The 22341-nt window shown below is 63.8% G+C and carries 19 protein-coding genes and 1 tRNA gene; 12 read left to right on the top strand and 8 right to left on the bottom strand.

Annotated features, from left to right (window positions below; genetic code table 11):
- The first annotated feature begins 98 nt into the window (after nucleotides 1-98).
- From EN845_RS27075 to EN845_RS27060, 4 genes are all read left to right on the top strand, one after another.
- A complete protein-coding gene (locus tag EN845_RS27075) occupies nucleotides 99-971 on the top strand; it encodes a dimethylarginine dimethylaminohydrolase family protein (protein WP_127872948.1) in 873 nt (290 codons plus the stop codon).
- A complete protein-coding gene (locus EN845_RS27070; protein ID WP_167531483.1) occupies nucleotides 968-1612 on the top strand; it encodes a TetR family transcriptional regulator C-terminal domain-containing protein in 645 nt (214 codons plus the stop codon). The genes EN845_RS27075 and EN845_RS27070 overlap by 4 nt, the downstream gene beginning before the upstream one ends.
- 55 nt (nucleotides 1613-1667) lie before the next feature.
- Entirely contained in the window at nucleotides 1668-3248 is a 1581-nt protein-coding gene (locus EN845_RS27065) for a 5-guanidino-2-oxopentanoate decarboxylase (protein ID WP_127872949.1), read from the top strand.
- A 235-nt stretch (nucleotides 3249-3483) separates the two neighbouring features.
- Nucleotides 3484-4191, top strand: coding sequence for an SDR family NAD(P)-dependent oxidoreductase (locus tag EN845_RS27060; protein WP_127872950.1), 708 nt, complete (start codon nucleotides 3484-3486; stop codon nucleotides 4189-4191).
- A gap of 223 nt (nucleotides 4192-4414) precedes the next feature.
- Here EN845_RS27060 and rpsA read toward each other — a convergent pair whose 3' ends face one another.
- From rpsA to aroA, 3 genes are all read right to left on the bottom strand, one after another.
- Entirely contained in the window at nucleotides 4415-6112 is a 1698-nt protein-coding gene (rpsA, locus tag EN845_RS27055) for a 30S ribosomal protein S1 (protein WP_127275816.1), read from the bottom strand.
- A gap of 207 nt (nucleotides 6113-6319) precedes the next feature.
- Nucleotides 6320-6970: a (d)CMP kinase gene (gene cmk / locus EN845_RS27050; protein WP_127872951.1), complete on the bottom strand. Its 651-nt coding sequence runs from the start codon at nucleotides 6968-6970 to the stop codon at nucleotides 6320-6322.
- Nucleotides 6971-7230: 260 nt separating this feature from the next.
- Entirely contained in the window at nucleotides 7231-8589 is a 1359-nt protein-coding gene (aroA, locus tag EN845_RS27045) for a 3-phosphoshikimate 1-carboxyvinyltransferase (RefSeq protein ID WP_127872952.1), read from the bottom strand.
- A gap of 206 nt (nucleotides 8590-8795) precedes the next feature.
- Between aroA and EN845_RS27040 the strand changes: the two genes are divergently transcribed.
- Together EN845_RS27040 and EN845_RS27035 are read left to right on the top strand one after the other, a co-directional pair.
- Complete coding sequence (locus EN845_RS27040; RefSeq protein ID WP_127872953.1) at nucleotides 8796-9188, top strand: TIGR02300 family protein; 393 nt, start codon at nucleotides 8796-8798, stop codon at nucleotides 9186-9188.
- A 172-nt stretch (nucleotides 9189-9360) separates the two neighbouring features.
- Nucleotides 9361-9436 (top strand) — tRNA-Ala (locus tag EN845_RS27035).
- Between the two features lie 422 nt (nucleotides 9437-9858).
- Here the strand turns inward: EN845_RS27035 and dgoD are convergent.
- Both dgoD and EN845_RS27025 read right to left on the bottom strand, forming a co-directional pair.
- Nucleotides 9859-11007 (bottom strand): galactonate dehydratase, encoded by a 1149-nt coding sequence (dgoD, locus tag EN845_RS27030; protein WP_127872954.1) that lies wholly within the window; start codon nucleotides 11005-11007, stop codon nucleotides 9859-9861.
- An 8-nt stretch (nucleotides 11008-11015) separates the two neighbouring features.
- A complete protein-coding gene (locus tag EN845_RS27025) occupies nucleotides 11016-11705 on the bottom strand; it encodes a FadR/GntR family transcriptional regulator (protein ID WP_245464247.1) in 690 nt (229 codons plus the stop codon).
- Nucleotides 11706-11962: 257 nt separating this feature from the next.
- On the opposite strand from EN845_RS27025, the gene EN845_RS27020 reads away from it, so the two are divergent.
- From EN845_RS27020 to EN845_RS26995, 6 genes are all read left to right on the top strand, one after another.
- Nucleotides 11963-12952, top strand: coding sequence for an arabinose ABC transporter substrate-binding protein (locus tag EN845_RS27020; RefSeq protein WP_127275810.1), 990 nt, complete (start codon nucleotides 11963-11965; stop codon nucleotides 12950-12952).
- Nucleotides 12953-13023: 71 nt separating this feature from the next.
- On the top strand, nucleotides 13024-14535 hold the full coding sequence (araG, locus tag EN845_RS27015; RefSeq protein ID WP_127275809.1) for an L-arabinose ABC transporter ATP-binding protein AraG: 1512 nt from the start codon (nucleotides 13024-13026) through the stop codon (nucleotides 14533-14535).
- A 9-nt stretch (nucleotides 14536-14544) separates the two neighbouring features.
- The gene (araH, locus tag EN845_RS27010; RefSeq protein WP_127872955.1) at nucleotides 14545-15495 is read left to right on the top strand and encodes an L-arabinose ABC transporter permease AraH; all 951 of its coding nucleotides are present in this window, start codon (nucleotides 14545-14547) and stop codon (nucleotides 15493-15495) included.
- Between the two features lie 24 nt (nucleotides 15496-15519).
- Nucleotides 15520-16299 (top strand): SDR family oxidoreductase, encoded by a 780-nt coding sequence (locus tag EN845_RS27005; protein ID WP_127872956.1) that lies wholly within the window; start codon nucleotides 15520-15522, stop codon nucleotides 16297-16299.
- A 16-nt stretch (nucleotides 16300-16315) separates the two neighbouring features.
- Complete coding sequence (gene araD / locus EN845_RS27000) at nucleotides 16316-18028, top strand: L-arabinonate dehydratase (protein ID WP_127872957.1); 1713 nt, start codon at nucleotides 16316-16318, stop codon at nucleotides 18026-18028.
- Nucleotides 18029-18039: 11 nt separating this feature from the next.
- Nucleotides 18040-18945, top strand: coding sequence for a dihydrodipicolinate synthase family protein (locus tag EN845_RS26995; protein WP_127872958.1), 906 nt, complete (start codon nucleotides 18040-18042; stop codon nucleotides 18943-18945).
- Nucleotides 18946-18959: 14 nt separating this feature from the next.
- Here EN845_RS26995 and EN845_RS26990 read toward each other — a convergent pair whose 3' ends face one another.
- The 3 genes from EN845_RS26990 to EN845_RS26975 form a co-directional block, all read right to left on the bottom strand.
- Entirely contained in the window at nucleotides 18960-19706 is a 747-nt protein-coding gene (locus EN845_RS26990) for an SDR family NAD(P)-dependent oxidoreductase (protein WP_127278175.1), read from the bottom strand.
- Between the two features lie 59 nt (nucleotides 19707-19765).
- Nucleotides 19766-21277 (bottom strand): altronate dehydratase family protein, encoded by a 1512-nt coding sequence (locus EN845_RS26985; protein ID WP_127278176.1) that lies wholly within the window; start codon nucleotides 21275-21277, stop codon nucleotides 19766-19768.
- A gap of 279 nt (nucleotides 21278-21556) precedes the next feature.
- Complete coding sequence (locus EN845_RS26975; protein WP_127278177.1) at nucleotides 21557-22231, bottom strand: GntR family transcriptional regulator; 675 nt, start codon at nucleotides 22229-22231, stop codon at nucleotides 21557-21559.
- Between the last annotated feature and the right edge of the window lie 110 nt (nucleotides 22232-22341).

Below are 22341 nucleotides of genomic sequence, written 5' to 3'. Positions count from 1 at the left end.
AATCCCGCTCATTACGGCACTTGCGGCCTTGTTGTGCAAGTGTATAAATAACCTCTCATGAAATTTTCCCGATTTTTTTCAGCTTAAAAAGGGCATCGATGAGCGCTTTCGGATCACAGTCCATGGCGGCGCCGCTGCGGCGCGTGCTGATGCGGTCGGCGGCCAACGCCATGCGTGACGCCGACAGGGCCGCCTGGCACTATGGCCCGGGATTCAACCCGGCGAAAGCAGCCTCGCAGCACGCGGTCCTTGCTGAACTGGTGGCGGCCTCCGGCGCCGAGATCGAATGGATCGAGGACAGGGCCGACGGACTTTCGGATTCGGTGTTCACGCACGACCCCTCGCTGATGACCGACCGTGGCGCGCTGATCCTGTCCATGGGTAAGCCGTTGCGCGCCAGCGAGCCCTCGCTGCATGAGGAAACCTACAGAAGACTGGGCATTCCGATCCTTGGCCGCGTCGAGGCTCCCGGCCAGGTCGAAGGTGGCGACTGTGTATGGGTGGATGCCCGCACGCTGGCGATCGGGCGCGGTGTCCGCTCCAACCAGGAAGGCATCCAGCAGGTTTCCAACCTGCTGACGCCGCTGGGCATTTCCGTCTACGGCTTTGATCTGCCGCTGTGGCAGGGTGAAGAAGCGTGCCTGCATTTGATGTCGCTGATCAGCCCGCTGGCCGACGACCTCGCTTTGGTCTATTCGCCGCTTTTGCCGGCCCCGTTCTATCAGACGCTGAAGGCGCGCGGCATCCGGCTGGTCGAAGGCGACGCCGAAGAATTCGCCGCTTCCGACGGCCTCAGCCTGAACGTCCTGCCGACCAGCCCGCTCAAGGTCATTGCCGTCGCGGGCTTTCCCAGGACCAAGGCCGCCATGGAAGCCGCCGGCTGCACGGTTGAAATCTTTGAGGCGGATGCGCTCTGCATCGCCTGCGAAGGCGGGCCGACATGCCTGACGCGACCGATTCTGCGCCAATGAATGCGCGCCGTAAGTTCCGTCGCGAGGGCGAGGGGCGGCGGCGGCAGGATCTGATCGAAGCGACTTTGGACAGCGTGGCGGAATATGGCCTGCAGGGCGCCACCTTGCGCACCATCGCATTGCGTGCCGGCGTCACCGCCGGGCTGATCCGGCATTATTTCCCGGGCAAGGAAGAATTGCTGCAGGAAGCCTATACGGCGCTGGTCGGCCGCATGACCGAGCAGGCCAAAGCGGCACTGGTCATGGATGATGCCTCGCCGCGCCAACGCCTCGCGGCCTTCGTCACCGCCAACCTCAATGCGCCGATCATCGACGCGCGGGTGTTTTCGCTCTGGGCAACCTTCCTCGGCCGCGCCGGTGCCGATCCTGCCTTGGCCCGCGCCCACCGCGACGGCTACCTTGGCTTTCGCAACGAGGTGGAAGCGGTCGTGGCCGAAGTGCTCGCCGCCGAACAGCACAAGCCGGACGCAGGCGAGCTGCGCCACCATGCCATCGCGATCAATGCGATCATCGACGGGCTCTGGATCGAAGGCTGCCTGGCCGGCGAGATGTTCTCGCCCGGCGAATTGGCGGCGATTGGCATCAAGGCTGTCGAGGCCGAGCTCGGCCTCGCGCCGCTCAAGCAATTCCAGGAAAAATGAGAAGCGTTTTCCCTTGGGAATTGCGTAAGAAACAAAGAGAGAGGGGAGAAAACAAATGACCACCATCGGCGAAGCGCTGATTTCGCTACTCGAGGCCCATGGCGTCGACACCGTCTTCGGCATCCCCGGCGTCCACACGGTCGAGCTCTATCGCGGCCTGGCGAGGTCTAGGATCCGCCATGTCACGCCGCGCCACGAACAGGGCGCCGGCTTCATGGCCGACGGCTATGCCCGCGCCAGCGGCAGGCCGGGCGTCGCCTTCGTCATCACCGGGCCGGGGTTGACCAACACCATCACCGCCATGGGCCAGGCGCGCGCCGATTCCGTGCCGATGCTGGTGATCTCTGGCGTCAACGCCACCGACACGCTCGGCAAGGGGCTCGGCTTCCTGCATGAATTGCCCGACCAGCGCGGCATGATGGAGAAGGTGGCGCTGTTCTCGGAGCGCATCACCAAGGCCGCAGAGCTGCCGGGTGCGCTCGCCCGTGCCTTCGCCTTGTTTTCGTCCGCGCGTCCAGGACCGGTGCACATCGAAATTCCGACCGACGTCATGGTGAAGCCCGCCGACGGTCTTGCGGCTGCGTTGAGCAATGCCGCCCCGCCCGCTCCGGAAGCCAGGGCAATTGCCGAGGCGGCAAAGCTAATAAAGATAGCGCGCCGTCCGTTGATCCTCGCCGGCGGCGGCGCCAGGAAGGCGGAAGCCCCACTGCGGCGGCTTGCCGAAAGGCTGGGTGCTCCGGTTGTCGAGACCACCAACGCACGCGGCCTGATGCATGGTCATCCGCTTTGCGTGCCGGCAAGTCCGAGCTTGAAGGCGGTTCGCGCGCTGATGGCCGAGGCCGATCTGGTGATCGCCGCCGGCACCGAATTCGGCCCGACCGACTATGACGGCTATGGCGACGGCGGCTTCGTGCTGCCTTCGAACCTGATCCGTATCGACATCGGCGCCGACCAGCTTGCGCGGCGCCCGGCGACGATCGCCATCCAGGCCGATTGCGCCGTGGCGATCGAGGCCCTGCTTGCGGCGATCGATCCCGCCCACAGCGCCGGCGAAGACGGCCATGGCCGCGCCGCGGCGGGGCGAAAGGCCGCCTTTGCCGAGTTGAGCCCGGCCTATGCGGCGCAGGTGCATGCCGTGGAAATGATCCGCGATGCCTTGCCCGGAGCCATCATCGTCGGCGACTCCACCCAGCCGATTTACGCCGCCAACCTCTATTACGACCATGACCGGCCCGGCGGCTGGTTCAATGCCGCGACCGGCTTCGGCGCGCTGGGCTATGGCCCTCCGGCGGCGATCGGCGCGGCACTCGCCATGCCCGATGCCCCGGTTGTCTGCCTGACCGGCGACGGCGGCTTCCAGTTCACCTTGCCGGAGATAGCCGTAGCGCTGGATTCCGAAGCGCCCGTCATCTTCGTCGTCTGGAACAACAGGGGCTATCGCGAGATCGAGACCTCGATGCTCGATGTCGGCGTGGAACCTGTCGGCGTGTCGCCGGCGCCGCCGGATTTCTGCAAGCTTGCCGAAGCCTATGGCATTGGCGCCGAAAGGCTGGCCGACATCGAAGCCTTGCCACAGGCGCTGAAGCACGCCCGGGCAACGGGACTGCCACATGTCATCGAAATCACGGTCGTCTGAACCATCCAGGCCAGCCTTGGTCCCCGACCGGAAGCGGACCATTTGCCGGCTTGGTCTTGGAAGGCATGAGCCGCTTCCGGGCGGCTTCGCTATTCGACGGTGTCCTGACGCATGCAAAGACGCGACGGCTGCCATGTCGAGATATCGGTTGAGTGATCGACTGAAAGGCGCGACGCTTCGCGTCGGCGCGGCTAACCAACGACAAAAGTCATAAAAATGACAGGAGCGGTCCAGGATGACGGAAACACTTGAAGGCAGGCATATCGTTGTGACCGGTGGAACCGGCGCGCTCGGTGGGGCGGTGGTCGGCAGGCTGCTGGAGCAGGGCGCGATCTGCCATGTGCCGAACGCGCACGCCGCGGCACCTTCACACTTCCCCTTCACCGCGCACGACAATGTGAAGCTGGCGCATAATGTCGACCTGTCGGACTCCGCCAAGGTCGAAGCCTTCTATTCTCAGGTTCCAGCCTTGTGGGGATCGATCCATCTGGCGGGCGGTTTTGCCATGGCACCGGTGGAAAAGATCGAATCGGCATCCTTCGCCGAGATGATGGACACCAACGCCCGCACCACCTTCCTGTGCAGCCGCGCGGCTATCCGCTCGATGCTGGCGTCGGGCTCTGCCGGCCGCATCGTCAATGTCACTGCGCGCGCCGGGCTCGACCCCAGGCGCGGCGCCGGGATGGTCGCCTACACCGCCAGCAAGGCGGCGGTCGCTGCCATGACGGTGGCGATGGCGGAAGAACTCAAGGCCAATGGCATCCTGGTCAATGCCGTGGCTCCCTCGACGCTCGACACGCCCGCGAATCGCGCCGACATGCCGGATGCCGATTTCACCAAATGGGTCAGCCTCGAAGCTGCGGCCGAATCAATCGCCTATCTCGTCTCGCCCACCAACCAGGCAATGAGCGGAACGCTGGTGCCGCTCTACGGCAGGGCCTGAACTTCAAGAGCATTTCGCCGAGAGCAATTCCAGGAAAAGTGCGTAACGGCTTTCCCGGGAAGAACGCGTAGCGGTTTCCCTTGGGAATTGCGTGAAAACAAAGAGTTGGAGCGGGTCGGCGAATCTATCAAGCGCTGAACCGCTCAAAAGAAAAACCCCGCCGGAGCGATCCGGCGGGGTTTTGTTTTTAAGGCTGCGCGAAGAGCCTCGCGTTGCGAAGGTCTTAGTTGCCCTGCTTCTTCAGCGCGGCACCCAGGATATCGCCCAGCGAAGCGCCGGAGTCGGTCGAGCCGTACTGTGCGACCGCTTCCTTCTCTTCGGCGATTTCCAGCGCCTTGATCGAGACCTGCAGCTTGCGGGTCTTCTTGTCGAAGGCGATGACGCGGGCGTCGACCTTCTGGCCGACGGTGAAGCGCTCGGGGCGCTGCTCGTCGCGATCACGGCTGAGGTCGGAGCGCTTGATGAATGTCTCGATGCCGCTGTCGACCAGCCGCACTTCCAGACCGCCATCCTTGACGCCGATGACTTCGCAGGTGACGACCGCGTTCTTGCGCAGTTCGCCCGAAGTCGCGGCTTCGCCGACCGTGTCCTTGGCCAGCTGCTTGATGCCGAGCGAGATGCGCTCCTTGTCGATGTCGACGTCGAGCACCTGCGCCTTGACCATGTCGCCGCGATTGTACTCTTCGATGACCTGCTCGCCCGGACGGGTCCAGTCGAGGTCGGAGAGGTGGACCATGCCGTCCACGTCGCCTTCGAGGCCGATGAACAGGCCGAACTCGGTCTTGTTCTTGACCTCGCCCTCGACCTGGCTGCCGACCGGATGGCTCGAGGCGAAAGCCTGCCACGGATTCTCCAGCGTCTGCTTGAGGCCGAGCGAGATGCGGCGCTTGGCCGGATCGACCTCGAGCACCACCACGTCGACTTCCTGCGTCGTCGACAGGATCTTGCCGGGGTGCACGTTCTTCTTCGTCCACGACATTTCCGAAACGTGGATGAGACCCTCGATGCCCGGCTCCAGCTCGACGAACGCGCCGTAGTCGGTGATGTTGGTGACGGTACCCTTGATCTTCTTGCCGATCGGGAACTTGGTGCCGATCTCGGACCACGGATCGCTCTCAAGCTGCTTCATGCCGAGCGAGATGCGGTGGGTTTCCTGGTTGATGCGGATGATCTGCACCTTGACCGTCTGACCGATGTTGAGGATTTCGGTCGGATGGTTGACGCGGCGCCATGCCATGTCGGTGACGTGCAGCAGACCGTCGATGCCGCCGAGGTCGACGAACGCACCATAGTCGGTGATGTTCTTGACGACGCCTTCGACCACCTGGCCTTCTTCGAGGTTCTGCACGATTTCCGAACGCTGTTCGGCGCGGCTCTCCTCGAGCACGGTGCGGCGCGACACCACGATGTTGCCGCGGCGGCGATCCATCTTGAGGATCTCGAAGGGCTGCGGGTTGTGCATCAGCGGGGAAACGTCGCGGATCGGGCGGATATCGACCTGGCTGCGCGGCAGGAAGGCCACGGCGCCGTCGAGGTCGACGGTGAAGCCGCCCTTGACCTGGTTGAAGATGACGCCTTCGACGCGCTCACCCTTGGTGAACTTCTCTTCGAGGCGGACCCAGCTCTCTTCGCGGCGGGCCTTCTCACGGGAAAGCATGGCTTCGCCCAGCGCGTTCTCGATGCGCTCGACATAGACTTCGACGGTGTCACCGACCTTGAGGGTGGTGTCCTTGCCCTTGACGCCGAATTCCTTCAGCGGCACGCGGCCTTCGACCTTCAGGCCGACGTCGATGATGGCCATGTCCTTTTCGATCGCGGTGATCGTGCCCTTGACGACCTGACCTTCGCCGGAATGGCCGGTGGTGAATGATTCTTCGAGCAGGCTCGCGAAATCATCGCGAGTGGGATTTGCAGCTGACATTGTTTCTCCTGGAGTGCCCCGCATCTCGAGCGGGACGGGCGCCGTGGGTTAGCGTTGCGTTGGCCTGCCGGCGTTCCGGGCTGCAAAAGCCCTGGGCCGCTTTTCGAGCGGCAATTCCGGCGCATGAAGAATGCTGGCAGGCTGGTTCGTGCCCGATATGGGTATTTTCTTCGCCTCCGGCAACGGAAACGCGGGAGAAAACCCGGATCAGGCCTTGTTTCTCTTGGCCAGCACGTCGTCGATAACAGACATGGCCGCGAGAAACGCGGCTTCTATAGCCATTTCGCTGGTATCAAGCAAGTGCGCGTCGGCGGCCGGCTTCAGTGGCGAGTCGGCCCGGCCCATGTCGCGCTCGTCGCGGCGTTGGATATCGGCAAGGATTTCGGTGAAATTGGCGGTGCCGCCGATGCTTTCGATCTCGGCCAGCCGGCGGCGTGCCCGCACTTCGGCACTCGCCGTCACATAGAGCTTGATGTCGGCGTCGGGACACACCACGGTGCCGATATCGCGGCCGTCAAGAACCGCACCCGGCGGCGTCTTGGCGAAGTCGCGCTGCTTTTCGACCAGGATGCGGCGCACGGTCGGGAAAACCGCGACCTTCGAAGCCGCCTCGCCAACCGCATGCGCCGACAGCACCGCGCGGTCGAGTTTTGCCAGGTCGACCTGGCGCGCCGCGGTTTCGGCCGCCGAGACATTGTCGAGCGGCAGGCCGACCTGCAGCAGCGCATGCGCCACGGCGCGATAGGTGAGGCCGGTGTCGAGCAGATTCAGCCGGTAGTGGTCGGCGAGCCGCCGGGCCAGTGTCCCCTTGCCGGCGCCGGCGGGACCGTCGATGGCGATGGTGAAGGGGTGGGTCATTGGCAGGCCGTCGATCCCAACGCGTTCGTCATCCTAGGGCGGAGCAGGAGCGAAGCTCCGTCGCGGAGACCCTGGGATCCATGCCGTGTCCTCAACCGAAGGATGCCGCGGACCAGAATATTGCACCGTTGCGGAGCGTTGAAGTCACGGCATGGATCCTGGGGTCTGCGCGGCGTCGCTCCGCTCCTTGCTTCGCCCCAGGATGACGAAGGGAGGGATGTCGGCATCCAATCTCCGAGGTTTGCAATTGCCATCGACAATCACCCGATCTCCGCGCCCAGCCCCTTCATCAATCCCATGAACTCCGGAAAACTCGTCGCGATCATGGTCTGGTCGTCGATGGTGACCGGCTTTTCCGTCGCCAGCCCCATCACCAGAAAGCTCATGGCGATGCGGTGGTCGAGATGCGTCTGCACGGTCGTATCTAGGCCGTTGGGATGGCCTCCCAGGCCCTTGCCGCCGGGCCTGCCGCGCACGGCGAGCGAAGCCTCGCCCTCGGTGCAGTCGACGCCGTTGAGCTTGAGCCCGTTGGCCACCGCCGACAGCCGGTCGGATTCCTTCACCCGCAGTTCCTCCAGCCCCTGCATCAGCGTTTCGCCTTCGGCGAAGCTCGCGGCAACGGCGAGCACCGGATATTCGTCGATCATCGACGGCGCCCGCTCCGGCGGCACGGTGACGCCTTTCAGCTCGGAGTAACGCACGCGCAGGTCGGCGACATCCTCGCCGCCGGCATTGCGCCGGTTCAAAATGTCGATCTGGCCGCCCATTTCCTGCAGCGTCAGAAGCAGGCCGGTGCGGGTCGGGTTCATCAGCACGTTCTCGATCGTGATGTCCGAGCCCGGCACGATCAGCGCCGCCACCAGCGGGAAGCCGGCCGAGGAAGGGTCGCCCGGCACCGCGATGGTCTGGCCGGTGAGCTTGCCCTGGCCTTCGATGAAAATGTGGCGCACGCCGCGCTCGTCGGTCTCGACCGACAGATTGGCGCCAAAGCCTTTCAGCATCTTTTCGGTATGGTCGCGGGTCATCACGGGCTCGATCACGGTAGTGATGCCCGGCGTGTTGAGACCGGCCAGCAGCACCGCCGACTTCACCTGCGCCGAGGCCATCGGCACGCGGTAGGTGATCGGGGCTGCGTGCTTTGGGCCATGCAGCGTGATCGGCATGCGGTCGCCGGGTGTCGCCTTCAGCACCTGCACGCCCATCTGGCGCAGGGGTTCCAGCACGCGGCCCATCGGCCGGCCGGACAGCGAAGCATCGCCGATGAAGGTCGTTTCCATGTCGTAGGTGCCGACAAGACCCATGGTCAGCCGCGAACCCGTGCCGGCGTTGCCGAAGTCGAGCGGGCCTTCCGGCTGCAGCAGCGCGCCGTTGCCGGTGCCGCGGATCACCCATTCGGCACCGTGCTTCTCTATATGCGCGCCCATCGCCTTCATGGCCGCGCCCGTGCGCATCACGTCCTCGCCCTCGAGCAGGCCGGTGATGCGCGTTTCGCCGGAGGCAAGCCCCCCGAACATGAAGGAGCGGTGCGAGATCGACTTGTCGCCGGGCACACGGGCCGTGCCGGAAAGGGCGGATGATTTGCGGGCGGTGGCCGGCTTGGCAGCGGCGGCGTGAGACATGGAATTTCCCTGGACGGAATGCCGGCTGACCGGCGCTTTTCATTTGTTGCGGCGGTCTCGTAACACGGCGGGGCGAAATGGTCATCCCCACGGCCGTCACTTGGCGCGAGGCCTTTCAATGCATGGTTTTGTGACGCCGGCTTTTGGCTTTGACAGAGCCGCAAACAGTGGTTAAGGGGACCACTCTTTTATTCACGAGGCTTGCCGTGGCAAAAACCGAACTTGGCACAAAGCGTGTCGACCCCGAAACGGGCCGAAAATTCTACGACCTGAACAAGGACCCGATCGTCTCGCCCTACACCGGCAAGACCTATCCGCGTTCCTATTTCGAGGATGGCAAGGTCGCCGCCCTCGAGGAGGACGAGGAAGTGGCCGAGAAGGAAGTGGACGGCGACGAGGAAGAAGGCGCCGAAGTCGTTTCGCTCGAAGAGGCCGATGACGAGGCCAAGGGCGGCGACGATCTTCCCGATCTCGGCGACGACGAGGACGATGTCGATCTCGGCGACGACGAGGATGACACCTTCCTCGCCGACGAAGAGGAAGAAGACGACGACGTTGCCGACATGATCGGCGTCGGCGACGACGACGACGAGGTCTGACAAGGTCTCGAACGCAAGCGTTTGCCGGCTTTCACGGCCTGTGAAGAAAAAGCCGCCGATGAAGGCTTGATATCTGGGAAAGGCGGGGTTAGAAGCCGCCTGCACTAACGGCGCGGTCTTCCAACCCTCGCCGATCTCTCGCCGGAAACGGCGCCGGCAGACTGCCGGGAGTGGGGCCATAGCTCAGTTGGGAGAGCGCTTGAATGGCATTCAAGAGGTCGTCGGTTCGATCCCGATTGGCTCCACCAAGTTCTATAGAGTTTCAGCTTTTTTGTCAGCGCGCATGCTAACTGGTCCGTCTCCGTTTCAGCGGGGTGGGATAGGTCAATGCGGAACGGCAGTCTGATTACACTCGCTCTTGCTGGGTTGGCGCTGGCACTTACCGTATGCGACCCTCCGCCGGGCATCGTCAGGATGCGCCGCGATAGCGACAACAAACAGGCTCTATGCTTCATCGGGGCGGATAACTCTGGACGCAACTCGCTTGGGAACAACGCATCGATTTCCGTCGTTCGATGCGTTGCCGCTTGTGAGAAGCTGGGTTTCGTTATCGAAAAGAGTTCCCGTCTGATCTCATCGTGAACACGGACGGCGTTGGTGACGTGTCAGAAGACCGTTGCTCGATAATGCTGAGAAAAAAATGTGGTAGCTTGGCTGCTGACCTCGCTGCTCACCACTCGGCGAAGGAGCCGTCCTTGTGGCGCCAGATCGGGTTGCGCCAGCGGTGGCCTTCCTTGGCCCGCTCGTTGACATAGTCCTCGTCGATCTCGACGCCGAGCCCCGGGCCGTCGGGGATGGCGACATAGCCATCCTCGTAGCGGAAGACGTCCTTGTTGGCGGCGTAGTCGAGCAGGTCGTTGGCGGCGTTGTAGTGGATGCCCAGGCTCTGCTCCTGGATGAAACAGTTGTAGCTCACGGCATCGAGCTGCAGGCAGGCGGCGAGCGCGATCGGTCCGAGCGGGCAGTGCGGCGCCACCGCCACGTCATACGCCTCCGCCATAGCCGCGATCTTGCGGCACTCGGTGAGGCCGCCGGCATGCGACAGATCGGGCTGGATGATGTCGACGACGCCGTCCTCGAACACGGATTTGAAGTCCCAGCGGCTGTAGAGCCGCTCGCCGAGCGCGATCGGCGTCGAGCCAAGGGCGGCGATCTCCTTCAGCGCCTCGCGGTTTTCGCTGAGCACCGGCTCCTCGATGAACATCAGGCGGTAGGGCTCCAATTCCTTGACGAGGATGCGGGCCATCGGCCGGTGGACGCGGCCATGGAAATCGACGGCGATGCCGATATTGGGCCCGACCGCCTCGCGCACCATCGCGACGCGTTCGACGGCGGCATCTATTCTGTCGTGGCTGTCGACAATCTGCAGTTCCTCCGTACCGTTCATCTTGAGCGCCAGGAAGCCGCGGGCCACGACTTCCTTGGCGCCAGCCGCCACTTCCGCCGGCCGGTCGCCGCCGATCCAGGAATAGACCTTGATGGTGTCGCGCAGTCTGCCGCCGAGCAGTTCATGCACGGGCACGCCGAGCGCCTTGCCCTTGATGTCCCACAGCGCCTGGTCGATGCCTGCAATGGCGCTCATCAGGATCGGCCCGCCGCGGTAGAAGCCGCCGCGATGCATCACCGTCCAATGATCCTCGATCAGGCGAGGATCCTTGCCGATGAGATAATCGCCAAGCTCCTTGACCGCCGCTTCGACGGTCAACGCGCGGCCTTCGACCACCGGCTCGCCCCAGCCGGTGACGCCGGCATCTGTCTCGATCTTCAGGAACAGCCAGCGTGGCGGAACGATGTAGGTGGTGAGCGAGATGATTTTCATGCGCGGTCTCAGTTGTTCTTGAGTTTCTTGGCGCTGACGAGGTCGCGCGCCGCAAGGTCGAGGATCCGGTTGGCAGCACCACGCGCCGCCTCGGCGTCGCGCATGCGCAGCGCCTCCACCACTTCGCGGTGTGCCGCCACGGCTTCCATGCGGCGGTCGAGCGAGATGGTTGCCGTCGCTTCCAGCGAGAATTTCAGCCCGGTGTCGATCAGGTTGCCGATCTGGCGGAAGATCGGGTTGTGGCTGGCGGCATAGACGATCTGGTGGAAAGCAATGTCGCTGCGCGAGAAGGCGGCGAGGTCCTCGCCGGCATCAGCCATGCCGCGCCACGCGGCCTCCAGATCGGCGATCTCCTGCAGCGTCGCACGCGTGGCGGCCAACTCGGCGACCAGCGGCTCGATGGCCCGGCGTGTCTCCAGGATGGCATCGAACAGCTTGTCGTCAAGCGCATGCGGCGCGTGCCAGGCCAGCACTTGCGGGTCGATGATGTTCCAGTCGTCCTCGTTGCACACGATGGTGCCGACGCGCGGCCGCGATAGCACCAGCCCCTTGGCGGCCAGCACCTTCAGGGCTTCGCGGATGACGGTGCGGCTGACGCCATACTCGACGCCGAGTTCGTTTTCGGTGGGCAGGGAAGAGCCGGCCGGATAGCGCCCGGAAAAGATGTCGGAGGCGATCGCCTTCGTCACATCGGGCATGACGCGCGGGCGGCGCGTGGCCGTGTCGGCTGAAGCCTTCTTAGACGTTTCGGTCACCTCAGCCCTCCTCCAAGGCGGCGAACCCACTGGTTTCGCACAACCGGCCCGGCCTTACCGGATGCGGATGATTTGCGCCAGCGATCCCTGGTCAGAGCATGTATCTTAATTATCATACCAGATCAATTGACGAGTATGATAAAAACAATTAGAGACTCCTGCATCCGGGCTGAGCGCCCGGCCATCGCTGGGAGGTAATCATGCGACTTCTGAAGACCGCGCTCGTCGCGGGCGCGCTTGCCGTGCTGTCCGTCACGACCATCGCTGCATATGCTCAGGACACCAAGATCGGCTTCATCGTCAAACAGCCCGAGGAGCCGTGGTTCCAGGACGAATGGAAGTTCGCCGACCAGGCCGCCAAGGAAAAGGGTTTTACCCTCGTCAAGATCGGCGCCGAGGACGGCGAAAAGCTGATGTCGGCGATCGACAATCTCGGCGCGCAGGGCGCCCAGGGCTTCATCGTCTGCACGCCGGACGTAAAGCTTGGCCCCGGCATCGTCGCCAAGGCCACCGCCAACAATCTCAAGCTGATGACCGTCGACGACCGTCTGGTCGGCGCCGACGGCAAGGCGCTCGAAGACGTGCCGCATATGGGCATCTCGGCCACCAAGATCGGTGAGGCCGTCGGCCAGGCGATCGTCGATGAGATGAAGGCGCGCGGCTGGAAGGCCGACGAAGTCGGTGCGATCCGCGTTTCCTATGACCAGTTGCCGACTGCCGTCGACCGTGTCGAAGGCGCCATCTCGGTGCTGAAGGCCAACGGCTTCAAGGCCGAGAACATTTTCGACGCTCCCCAGGCCAAGACCGACACCGAAGCAGCCCTCAATGCCGCGACGGTGGTGCTCAACGCCCATGCCGACATCAAGAAGTGGGTCTCTTTCGGCCTCAACGACGAAGCGGTGCTCGGTGCAGTGCGCGCATCCGAAAGCGTCGGCATTGCTGCTGACGGCATGATCGGCGTCGGCATCGGCGGCGCGGATTCGGCGATCAACGAATTCAAGAAGCCGACCGCCACTGGCTTTGTCGGCACCGTGATCATCTCGCCGAAGCGCCATGGCTACGAGACGGCGCTCAACATGTATGACTGGGTCGCCAACAACAAGGAACCGGAGAAGCTGATCCTGACCTCCGGCGCGCTGGCCAAACGCGACGACTACCAGAAGGTCCGCCAGGGCCTCGGCATCGAATAATCCTCCCTGTACAAACAGGCGGCGGCTCATGCCGCCGCCTGTTTGCCGTGGCACAAGAAGGATCGACGCCCGTGTCCTTTCTCGACTTCTCGCACATCACCAAGACCTATCCGGGTGTCAAGGCGCTGTCGGACGTCTCGTTCGGCGTCGACAGGGGCGCAGTGCATGGCCTGATGGGCGAAAACGGCGCCGGTAAATCGACCCTGATCAAGATCCTGTCGGGCGACCAGCATGCGGACGAAGGCGAGATCCGCATCGACGGCAAGGTCCACGCCTATGCCTCGACAAGGGATGCCTTCGACAATGGGGTCATCGTCATTCATCAGGAATTGCAGCTCGTGCCGGAACTCACCGTCGCCGAGAACCTCAGCCTCGGCCGCTTTCCCGCCAGCGCCGGCGTCATCGCGCGCGGCAAGATGCTGGAGGACGTCGGCGCCAAGCTGAAATCGGCCGGCATCGACATCGATATCAGCCGCAAGGTCAAGACGCTGTCGATCGGCGAGCGCCAGATGATCGAGATCGCCAAGGCAATCATGCTCGACGCGCGCGTCATCGCGCTGGACGAGCCGACCTCGTCGCTGTCGTCGCGCGAGAGCGAAATCCTGTTTGCCCTGATCGACCGCCTGCGCGGCGAGGGCAAGGTCATCATCTATGTCTCGCACCGGCTCGACGAGGTGTTCCGCCTCTGCGACAGCCTGACCGTGCTGCGCGACGGCAAGCTCGCGGCGCACCACGCATCGCTGAAAGGCGTCACCCGCGACCAGGTTGTCGCCGAAATGGTCGGCCGCGAAATCTCCGACATCTGGGGTTTTCGGCCACGCAAGGCCGGCGACATGAGGCTGGAGGTCGAAGCCATCTCCGGAGCAAAACTGAAGATACCGGCCAGTTTCGAGGCAAGGGCCGGCGAGATCGTCGGCTTCTTCGGCCTCATCGGTGCAGGCCGCTCGGAACTGATGCGGCTGGTCTTCGGCGCCGACCCGCGCTCGGGCGGCACCATCACGGTGGATGGCAAGGCGATCCATGCCGCCGACCCGCATGGCGCGATCCGGGCCGGCATCGTGCTGTGTTCGGAAGACCGCAAGCATGACGGCATCATCCAGGGCCGCTCGATCGAGGAGAACATCAACATCTCCTCGCGGCGCCATCACGCGCGCTTCGGCATCCTGAACCGCGCCAGCGAGATCGCCACGGCCGAAACCTTCATCAAGAAGCTCAAGGTGCGCACGCCATCGCGCAAGCAAGACATCATCAATCTCTCCGGCGGCAACCAGCAGAAGGTCATCCTTGGCCGCTGGCTGTCGGAGCAGGGCGTACGCGTCCTCATCGTCGATGAGCCGACACGCGGCATCGACGTCGGCGCCAAGTCGGAAATCTACGAACTGCTCTACCAGCTTGCCGAGGATGGCATGGCGATCGTCGTCGTCTCGTCCGACCTGCCGGAGGTGATGGGCATTTGCGACCGTATCCTGGTGATGTGCGGCGGGCGCATCAATGCCGAGCTTGCACGCAACCAGTTCGCCGAGAAGGCGATCCTGGCGGCGGCACTTCCCGACACCAAAACCCCCGACGCCATCGCATCCTGAGGACCTGACATGACCGATCAGTTGAAGAAGATCCTGCTCGGCGAACAGGGCCTCGTCGTCATCTTCGTCGTTGCCTTCGCGCTGGTCTCGCTGCTGGTTCCCAATTTCCTCACCGACCGCAATATGCTCGGCCTGCTACAGTCGGTGGTTACCGTCGGCATCGTTGCCTGCACCATGATGTTCTGTCTCGCGGCGCGCGACTTCGACCTGTCGGTTGGCTCCATCGTTGCCTTCGCCGGCATGGTCGCGGTGATGGCGTCGAACTACACAGGCTCGATCCTGCTCGGGCTGCTGGCAGCGATCGCCTGCGGTGCCTTTGTCGGCTTCATCAACGGTATCGTCATCGCCAAATTCCGCATCAACGCGCTGATCACGACGCTGGCGACCATGCAGATCGTGCGCGGCCTTGCACTCATCGCATCCGACGGGCGCGCCGTCGGCATCAACAGCCCGGACTTCTATCAGCTCGCGCTGTCGAAATTCCTCGGCATACCGACACCCGTCTGGGTGCTGGCGGTTCTGTTCGGCATTTTTGGCTTCGTGCTCAACCGCACCGTCTTCGGCAAGAACACGCTGGCCATTGGCGGCAATCCTGAAGCGTCACGGCTGGCCGGCGTCAATGTCGACCGCACGCGCATCTGGATTTTCGCCCTGCAAGGCGTCGTCTGCGGCATCGCCGGCATCCTGCTGGCGTCACGCATCACCTCCGGACAGCCCAACGCGGCGGTGGGGCTTGAACTCTCGGTCATCTCGGCCTGCGTGCTCGGCGGCGTGTCGCTTGCCGGCGGCCGCGCCACAATGTCGGGCGTCATCGTCGGCGTGCTGATCATGGGCATCGCCGAGAACGCCATGAACCTGCTCAATATCCCGGCCTTTTATCAGTACATCGTGCGAGGCGTGATCCTGCTGCTCGCCGTGCTGCTCGACAATCTGCGTTCGTCGGCCTTGGGCCGGCGTTGACCGTGTTCGACTGGAGTGACACCCATGGCTGAGCGCCTGTCCGGCAAACGCATCTTCCTGACGGGCGCCGCGCAAGGCATCGGGCTGGCCATCGCCGAGGCCTGTCTTGCCGAGGGTGCGAAATTGTTCCTCGTCGACCAGGACGGCGCGTTGCTGGAGAAGACCGTCGCGGGCCTCGTGGCACCCAAGGGGCAGGTCGGGCATGCGACAGCCGACATCAGCGACGGGGCCGCGATAAAAGCAGCCGTTGCCCGCGCGAACGCCGAGATAGGTCCGGTTAACGCATTGATCAACAATGCCGGAATGAACGTTTTCTCGACGCCGCTGGAGGCCACCGAAGAAGAGTGGACCCGCAATTTCGACGTCAACGTCAAGGGCGCCTGGAACTGCAGCAAGGCGGTGCTGCCGGGCATGCTGGCGAATGGCGGCGGGGCGATCCTCAACATCGCCTCGACCCACGGCTTCACCATCATCCCACACACTTTTCCCTATCCTGTCGCCAAGCACGCCCTGCTTGGGCTGACCAAATCGCTGGCGCTCGAATATGCCGGGCAGGGCGTGCGCGTGAACGCGCTGGCGCCGGGCTATGTCGAGACGCAGAAGGCCATCGACTACTGGAACAGTTTTCCTGATCCGGCGGCAGCGCGCGCCAATACCATGGCGCTGCATCCCGGTGGCCGCATTGCCTCGGCGGGCGAGATCGCCCTTGCCGCCGTGTTCATGATTTCCGACGAGTGCCCGTTCATGAACGCGGCGACCCTCGTCGTCGATGGCGGGCTGAGCCAGCTTCAGCATCCCGCCTGAGCACCGGGAAAAGACCATGACCAGGAGACGATCGCAGCATTGGTTCGGTGGCCAAGGCAAGGATGCCTTCATCCACCGCAGCTGGATGAAGAACAACGGCCTGCCCGACGATGCTTTCGACGGTCGCCCGGTGATTGGCATCTGCAACACCTTCTCCGAATTCACCCCGTGTCATGTGCATTTTCGCGGCCTGGTCGAGCACATCAAGGCCGGCGTGCTGGAGGCCGGCGGCCTGCCTCTGGAATTCCCCGTGTTCTCCTGCGGCGAATCCAATCTGCGGCCGACGGCGATGCTGTTCCGCAACCTCGCCTCGATGGATGTCGAGGAGGCGATCCGCGGCAATCCGATGGATGGCGTCGTGCTGATGGCCGGATGCGACAAGACCACGCCGTCACTGGTCATGGGGGCTGCCTCCTGCGACCTGCCATCGATCGTCATTTCCGGTGGGCCGATGCTCAATGGCCGCTTCCAGGGTCGTCAGATCGGCTCCGGCACCGATGTGTGGAAATTCTCCGAGGATGTGCGAGCCGGCATCATGAGCGAGCAGGATTTCGCCAATGCCGAGAGCGCCATGTCGCGCTCGCCTGGGCACTGCATGACCATGGGCACGGCCTCGACCATGGCCTCGATGGTCGAAGCGCTCGGGCTGGCGTTGCCCGGCAACGCCGCCTATCCCGCCGTCGACGCGCGACGCAACCGCATCGCCCGCATGACCGGGCGGCGTATCGTCGAGATGGTCAATGACGATCTGCGCCCCTCGGCCATTCTTACCAAGCAGGCTTTCGCCAACGCCATCCGCGTCAACGGCGCCATCGGCGGCTCGACCAATGCGGTCGTGCATCTGCTGGCGATTGCAGGCCGCGTCGGCACCGAACTCAGCCTCGATGACTGGGATGCCTTCGGTCGCGACGTGCCGACCATCCTCGACCTGATGCCATCAGGCCGTTTCCTGATGGAGGATTTCTGCTACGCCGGCGGCATTCCGGCGGTCATGAAAGAGATCGCCGACATGCTCGATCTCGACGCGCTGACGGTCACCGGCAAGAGCGTACGCGACAACATCGCCGACGCCCGGAATGACAATCCCGAGGTCATCCGTCCGCGCAACAGGGCGCTGACGCCGCATGGCGGTATCGCGGTGCTGCGTGGCAATCTGGCACCCGATGGCGCCATCATCAAACCGTCGGCCGCTTCACCATCCCTGATGAAGCATCGCGGCCGCGCCGTCGTCTTCGATGACATAGACGACTACAAGGCGCGCATCGACGATCCCGCACTCGACATCGACGAGACCTCGATCATGGTGCTCAGGAATTGCGGCCCCAAGGGCTATCCGGGCATGGCCGAGGTCGGCAACATGGCGCTGCCGCAAAAGCTCCTGAAAAAGGGCGTCCGCGACATGATCCGCATTTCCGACGCCCGCATGTCCGGCACCGCCTTCGGCACGGTCGTGCTGCATGCCGCACCCGAAGCCGCCGTCGGCGGTCCGCTGGCGCTGGTCAGGAGCGGCGACATGATCGAACTCGATGTCGAGGCGCGGAAGCTGCATCTCGACGTGTCGGAACAGGAGCTGGCGCGGCGGCGCCAATCCTGGCAGCCGCCCGAGCCGGCGATGCGCGGCGGCTATCAGGGCCTCTATGTCGACCATGTCCTGCAGGCCGACCGTGGCGCCGATCTCGACTTTCTGGTCGGCAACCGTGGCCACGCCATTCCGCGCGAAAGCCATTGAGGGCGCGTGGGATGCCAAAATTCCAGCCCGATGATTTCCACGGCATTCACGCCATCCTCTACGCCCTGTTCGACGCCCAGGAAAAACTCGACCGCGCGGCGATGCGCAGGCAGGTCGAGATCTGCCTGGCGAGCGGCGTGCATGGGATGGCGGCGCTTGGCCTCGCGACAGAAGCCGCCAAGCTGACCGAGGCGGAGCGCCGCACGATCATGGAGTGGACGGCGCAGGACACCGCCGGCAAGGTACCGCTCGCCTTCACCATCTTCGGGTCTTCCGTTGCCGAGCAGATATCCCAGGTCCGGCATGCGGAAAGCCTCGGCGCAGATTGGGTCATCCTGCAGCCGCCGCCAGTTGGATCCTATGGAGCGCCCGAATACATCCGCTTTTTTGGCCGCGTCGCCGAGGCAACCGACCTGCCGGTGGCGATCCAGAACGCGCCGGCCTTTTTCGGCCGTGGCCTGACATCGGACGAGATTCGCGAGCTCGTCACGCTCCACCCCAACATCAGGCTGATCAAGGGCGAAGGCCCGGTCACCGACATTGCCGGCCTGATCGAGCGCACCGAAGGCCGCATCCCCGTCTTCAACGGGCGGGGCGGGCTGGAATTGACCGACAATTTCCGCATCGGTTGCCGTGGCATGATCCTGGCGCCTGATGGCATCGACCACGCCGTGCGCGCCTATCAGGCGTTCCGCGCCGAAGACGAAGCAGCGGCCGAGGCGGCCTACGAAAGAATGTTGCCGGCGGCGGTCTTCGTCATGCAAGGCATCGAGAACCTGATCTGCTACGGCAAGCGGCTGTTCGGCGCCCGCGCCGGTATCCAGATTCACGACCGTGCGCCAGCGATGCGGCCAAACGAGACCGGGCTTGCGATGGTGCAGCGCTTCGCCGCCAGCCTTGGTCGGCTGCCCGCCTGAACAGCGTCTTTTCGTCAGTAGGTCGTTCGCCCACCCGACAGGTCGAAGGTGGAAGCGGTTGTAAAACTGTTTTCCTTGGAGACGAGCCAGGCGACCATGGCGGCGGCCTCGTCGACCTCCAGCAGGCGGCCGCGCGGGATGCGCGAGCGCATGTATTCGATGTGCTCGGCCGTCAGCTGTTCGAGGATGCGCGTCTGCGCAGTGGCCGGCGAGATGCAGTTGACGGCGATGTCGTACTGCGCCAGCTCCTTGCCGAGCGACTTGGTCATGCCGATGACGGCGGCCTTCGAGGCCGAATAGGCGGCGGCGTTGGGGTTGCCCTCCTTGCCTGCGACCGAGGCGATGTTGACGATGCGCCCGTAATTGCGCTCCTTCATCCCCGGCACCACGGCGCGGTTGACGTAGAAGGTGCCGTTGACGTTGACGTCGATGATTTTCTTCCACACATCGACGTCGTAGGTATCGAGCGGGGCGGCGGGGCCGGCAATGCCCGCCGAATTGACGAGGATGGAGATCTTGTTCGCGATCTCCTCCGTCCTGGCACGCGCGGCGTCCACCGAACCCCAGTCGGCTATGTCCACGACCAGCGTCGTGGCTGCCTTGCCGAGTTCCCGCTTGGCCGTATCGAGGCGCGCCTCGTCGAGGTCCCACAAGGTGACCGTCGCGCCCGAGGCGACAAAACGCTTTGCCATCGCGAAGCCGAGGCCTTGCGCGCCTCCGGTAACCACGGCGTGTTGGCCGTCAAGGTCTATCCTGTTCATGCCGAGCGGTTCTTTCCGTCTGAGATACTGGGGGTACGTGTTGAAAGTGAGCGGTACTGCTACATCGTCGCGCCGAGGCTCCAGGGCACGAACTCATTGTCGCCATAGCCGAGCGCTTCCGACTTGGTGCGCCCGCCCGATGCCACGCGCAGGATCTCGGCGAAGATCTCCTCGCCCTTGTCCGCCAGCGTCACGCCGTCGAGGATGTCGCCGCAATTGATGTCCATGTCGTCGGGCATCTGCTCGAAGATGAAGGAGTTGGAGGCGAGTTTGATCGACGGCGTCGGCTTGCAGCCGAAGGCCGAACCGCGCCCGGTGGTGAAGCACAATATGTTGGCACCGCCCGCCACCTGACCGGTCGCCGAGACCGGGTCGTAGCCTGGCGTGTCCATGAAGACGAGGCCGCGCTCGTTGATAGGCTCGGCATATTCCAGCACCGCGCGCAGATTGGTCGTGCCTCCCTTGGCGGAGGCGCCCAGCGACTTCTCCAGGATGGTGGTCAGCCCGCCGAGCTTGTTGCCGGGAGACGGATTGTTGTTCATCTCCATGTCGTGCCTGGCGGTATAGTCCTCCCACCAGCGGATGCGCTCGACAAGTTTTTCGCCGACGGCCCGGCTTTCGGCTCGCCGCGTCAAGAGATGCTCCGCGCCGTAGATTTCGGGTGTTTCAGAAAGGATGGCGGTCCCTCCTTGGGCGACCAGCAGATCCACTGCCGCGCCCAGTGCCGGATTGGCGCTGATACCGGAATAGCCGTCCGAGCCGCCGCATTGTAGCGCCAGCACCAGCTCGGAAGCCGGCTGCGGCGTCCGCTCCGCGGCATTGACGATCGGCAGCATCTCGACGATGGCCTTCACCCCGGCATCGACGGTCTTGCGGGTGCCGCCGGTTTCCTGGATCGTCATTGTGCGGAACGTGGTGCTTTCCTCGATGTTATAAGATTGCATCCAACGCGGGATCTGGAAAGCTTCGCAGCCAAGTCCGACCATCAGCACGCCGCCGACATTGGGATTGGTGGCAAAACCCCACTGCGTGCGCTTCAGCAGATCGTAGGCCGGGCCCTTGGTGTCGATGCCGCATCCGGTGCCGTGCACGAGCGCAATGGCGCCGTCGACATTGGGATAGTCGCGCAGCATGCCTGAACGGTTGACCTCTTCCACGATGAAGCGGGCGACGCTGGCCGAGCAGTTTACCGAGGTCAGGACGGCGATGAAATTGCGCGTGCCGACTTTGCCGTTGGACCTGCGGTAGCCCATGAAAGTCGCCCGTTCGCCATCGGGAAGGACCGGCGTTTCCCTGACGTCGGTGCCATGCTCGTAGTCGCGCTCGAAATCGCGCAGGTAGACATTGTGCTCGTGCACCCAATCTCCGGCCGCGATCGGCCCACGCGCGAAGCCGATGGTTTGGCCATACTTTACGATCGGTTCATCCGCCCCGATGTCGAGCATGGCCATCTTGTGGCCGCGCGGGATGCGAGCCCTCGCAGCCACGTCGCCGGCCTTTTCGCCGGCCGCCAATGGATCGACCGCCAGTAGGATGTTGTCGGCGTGCGATAGCTTGATGAAGCGCGTCATTACCCAAACTCTGAAAAGGCCACCCCGAACAAAGCCGGGGGGCGAAAGGCATAAGGAATACTAATATAATAGAATGTTAGTGGTCAAGCGTCGCCTGGATAAGCTGCGTTCGCCGGGCGTTAAGGAAGAGAGTTGGTGGCGGAACGGATGACGGCCAGCACCTCCGGCCAGACCGCGGCGTGCGCGCTGGTATTCCGCGATCGCCTATGCCTTCAGGCCGATACAAAGTCCCATTCTTCGCATGTGCCAATCGTGTCCCGGTTGCGGTGCCGTCCGGCTTCAGCCGAGAAGCTCGGCGGCGACTTCGAGCGTGTTGCGGAAGGACGTTTCGAGGTGGTGCTCCATCGCCCGCGCGGCGCCTTCGGCATCGTGACGCTTCAGCGCGTCGAGGATGGCTTCGTGCTGCTCGATCGTCTGTTCGCCGTAGCCGGGCTTTGGAATGGCGAGGTAGCGGCCGCGATCCATCTGCGCCTTGGAAATATCGACGGCGCGCCAAATCATCGGCAGGCCGCAAATCTCGGCAATGGTGCGATGAAAGACGTCGTCGAGCTGGATCGCGGTGGCGTATCGGCCGCGCGATATGGCAAGCCGATGTGCCGCCATATTGTCCTCCAGCAGTTCCGCCGACGCCGGTGTGAGCTTGACGGCCGCGCGCCGTGCGCTCTCCATCTCCAGTGCCCGCCGGATGACATAGGCTTCTTCCAGATCGGCACGACTGATCGGCGCGACATAGGTGCCGGTCTGCGCCAGGATCTTCACCAGGCCTTCGTCGCTGATGCGCTTGACGGCTTCCCGCACCGGCGTGCGCGAGACGCCGAGCGCTTCGGCGATCGCCACCTCGTTGATCACTTCCCCCGGCTTCATCTGCCCGACGACGATCAGGTTGCGGATCTTGTGATAGATCTGATCGCGGAGCGGCAGAGCCCGATTGAGGGTCGAAGGGTCAAGGTCCATGGCAAATCCGTAGCTTCGTTCACCGGAAATGATCAGATTATATTAGAATGTAAATCGGAATGCACCCGATGCGAGGGGTGGTCTCTATCGACAATGGGATGGTCGCGCAG

Source organism: Mesorhizobium sp. M8A.F.Ca.ET.202.01.1.1 (assembly GCF_004791595.1).
Taxonomy (GTDB): Bacteria; Pseudomonadota; Alphaproteobacteria; order Rhizobiales; family Rhizobiaceae; genus Mesorhizobium.
Note: the sequence above shows the minus strand (reverse complement) of the source record. Positions and strands in the feature narration are given on the sequence as shown.

What these genes read in the sequence shown, in the direction of transcription:
- EN845_RS27075 (WP_127872948.1), top strand. Translation starts at nt 99, where the DNA reads ATGAGCGCTTTCGGATCACAGTCCATGGCGGCGCCGCTGCGGCGCGTG.
- EN845_RS27070 (WP_167531483.1), top strand. Translation starts at nt 968, where the DNA reads ATGAATGCGCGCCGTAAGTTCCGTCGCGAGGGCGAGGGGCGGCGGCGG.
- EN845_RS27065 (WP_127872949.1), top strand. Translation starts at nt 1,668, where the DNA reads ATGACCACCATCGGCGAAGCGCTGATTTCGCTACTCGAGGCCCATGGC.
- EN845_RS27060 (WP_127872950.1), top strand. Translation starts at nt 3,484, where the DNA reads ATGACGGAAACACTTGAAGGCAGGCATATCGTTGTGACCGGTGGAACC.
- rpsA (WP_127275816.1), bottom strand. Translation starts at nt 6,112, where the DNA reads ATGTCAGCTGCAAATCCCACTCGCGATGATTTCGCGAGCCTGCTCGAA.
- cmk (WP_127872951.1), bottom strand. Translation starts at nt 6,970, where the DNA reads ATGACCCACCCCTTCACCATCGCCATCGACGGTCCCGCCGGCGCCGGC.
- aroA (WP_127872952.1), bottom strand. Translation starts at nt 8,589, where the DNA reads ATGTCTCACGCCGCCGCTGCCAAGCCGGCCACCGCCCGCAAATCATCC.
- dgoD (WP_127872954.1), bottom strand. Translation starts at nt 11,007, where the DNA reads ATGAAAATCATCTCGCTCACCACCTACATCGTTCCGCCACGCTGGCTG.
- EN845_RS27025 (WP_245464247.1), bottom strand. Translation starts at nt 11,705, where the DNA reads ATGCCCGATGTGACGAAGGCGATCGCCTCCGACATCTTTTCCGGGCGC.
- EN845_RS27020 (WP_127275810.1), top strand. Translation starts at nt 11,963, where the DNA reads ATGCGACTTCTGAAGACCGCGCTCGTCGCGGGCGCGCTTGCCGTGCTG.
- araH (WP_127872955.1), top strand. Translation starts at nt 14,545, where the DNA reads ATGACCGATCAGTTGAAGAAGATCCTGCTCGGCGAACAGGGCCTCGTC.
- EN845_RS27005 (WP_127872956.1), top strand. Translation starts at nt 15,520, where the DNA reads ATGGCTGAGCGCCTGTCCGGCAAACGCATCTTCCTGACGGGCGCCGCG.
- araD (WP_127872957.1), top strand. Translation starts at nt 16,316, where the DNA reads ATGACCAGGAGACGATCGCAGCATTGGTTCGGTGGCCAAGGCAAGGAT.
- EN845_RS26995 (WP_127872958.1), top strand. Translation starts at nt 18,040, where the DNA reads ATGCCAAAATTCCAGCCCGATGATTTCCACGGCATTCACGCCATCCTC.
- EN845_RS26990 (WP_127278175.1), bottom strand. Translation starts at nt 19,706, where the DNA reads ATGAACAGGATAGACCTTGACGGCCAACACGCCGTGGTTACCGGAGGC.
- EN845_RS26985 (WP_127278176.1), bottom strand. Translation starts at nt 21,277, where the DNA reads ATGACGCGCTTCATCAAGCTATCGCACGCCGACAACATCCTACTGGCG.
- EN845_RS26975 (WP_127278177.1), bottom strand. Translation starts at nt 22,231, where the DNA reads ATGGACCTTGACCCTTCGACCCTCAATCGGGCTCTGCCGCTCCGCGAT.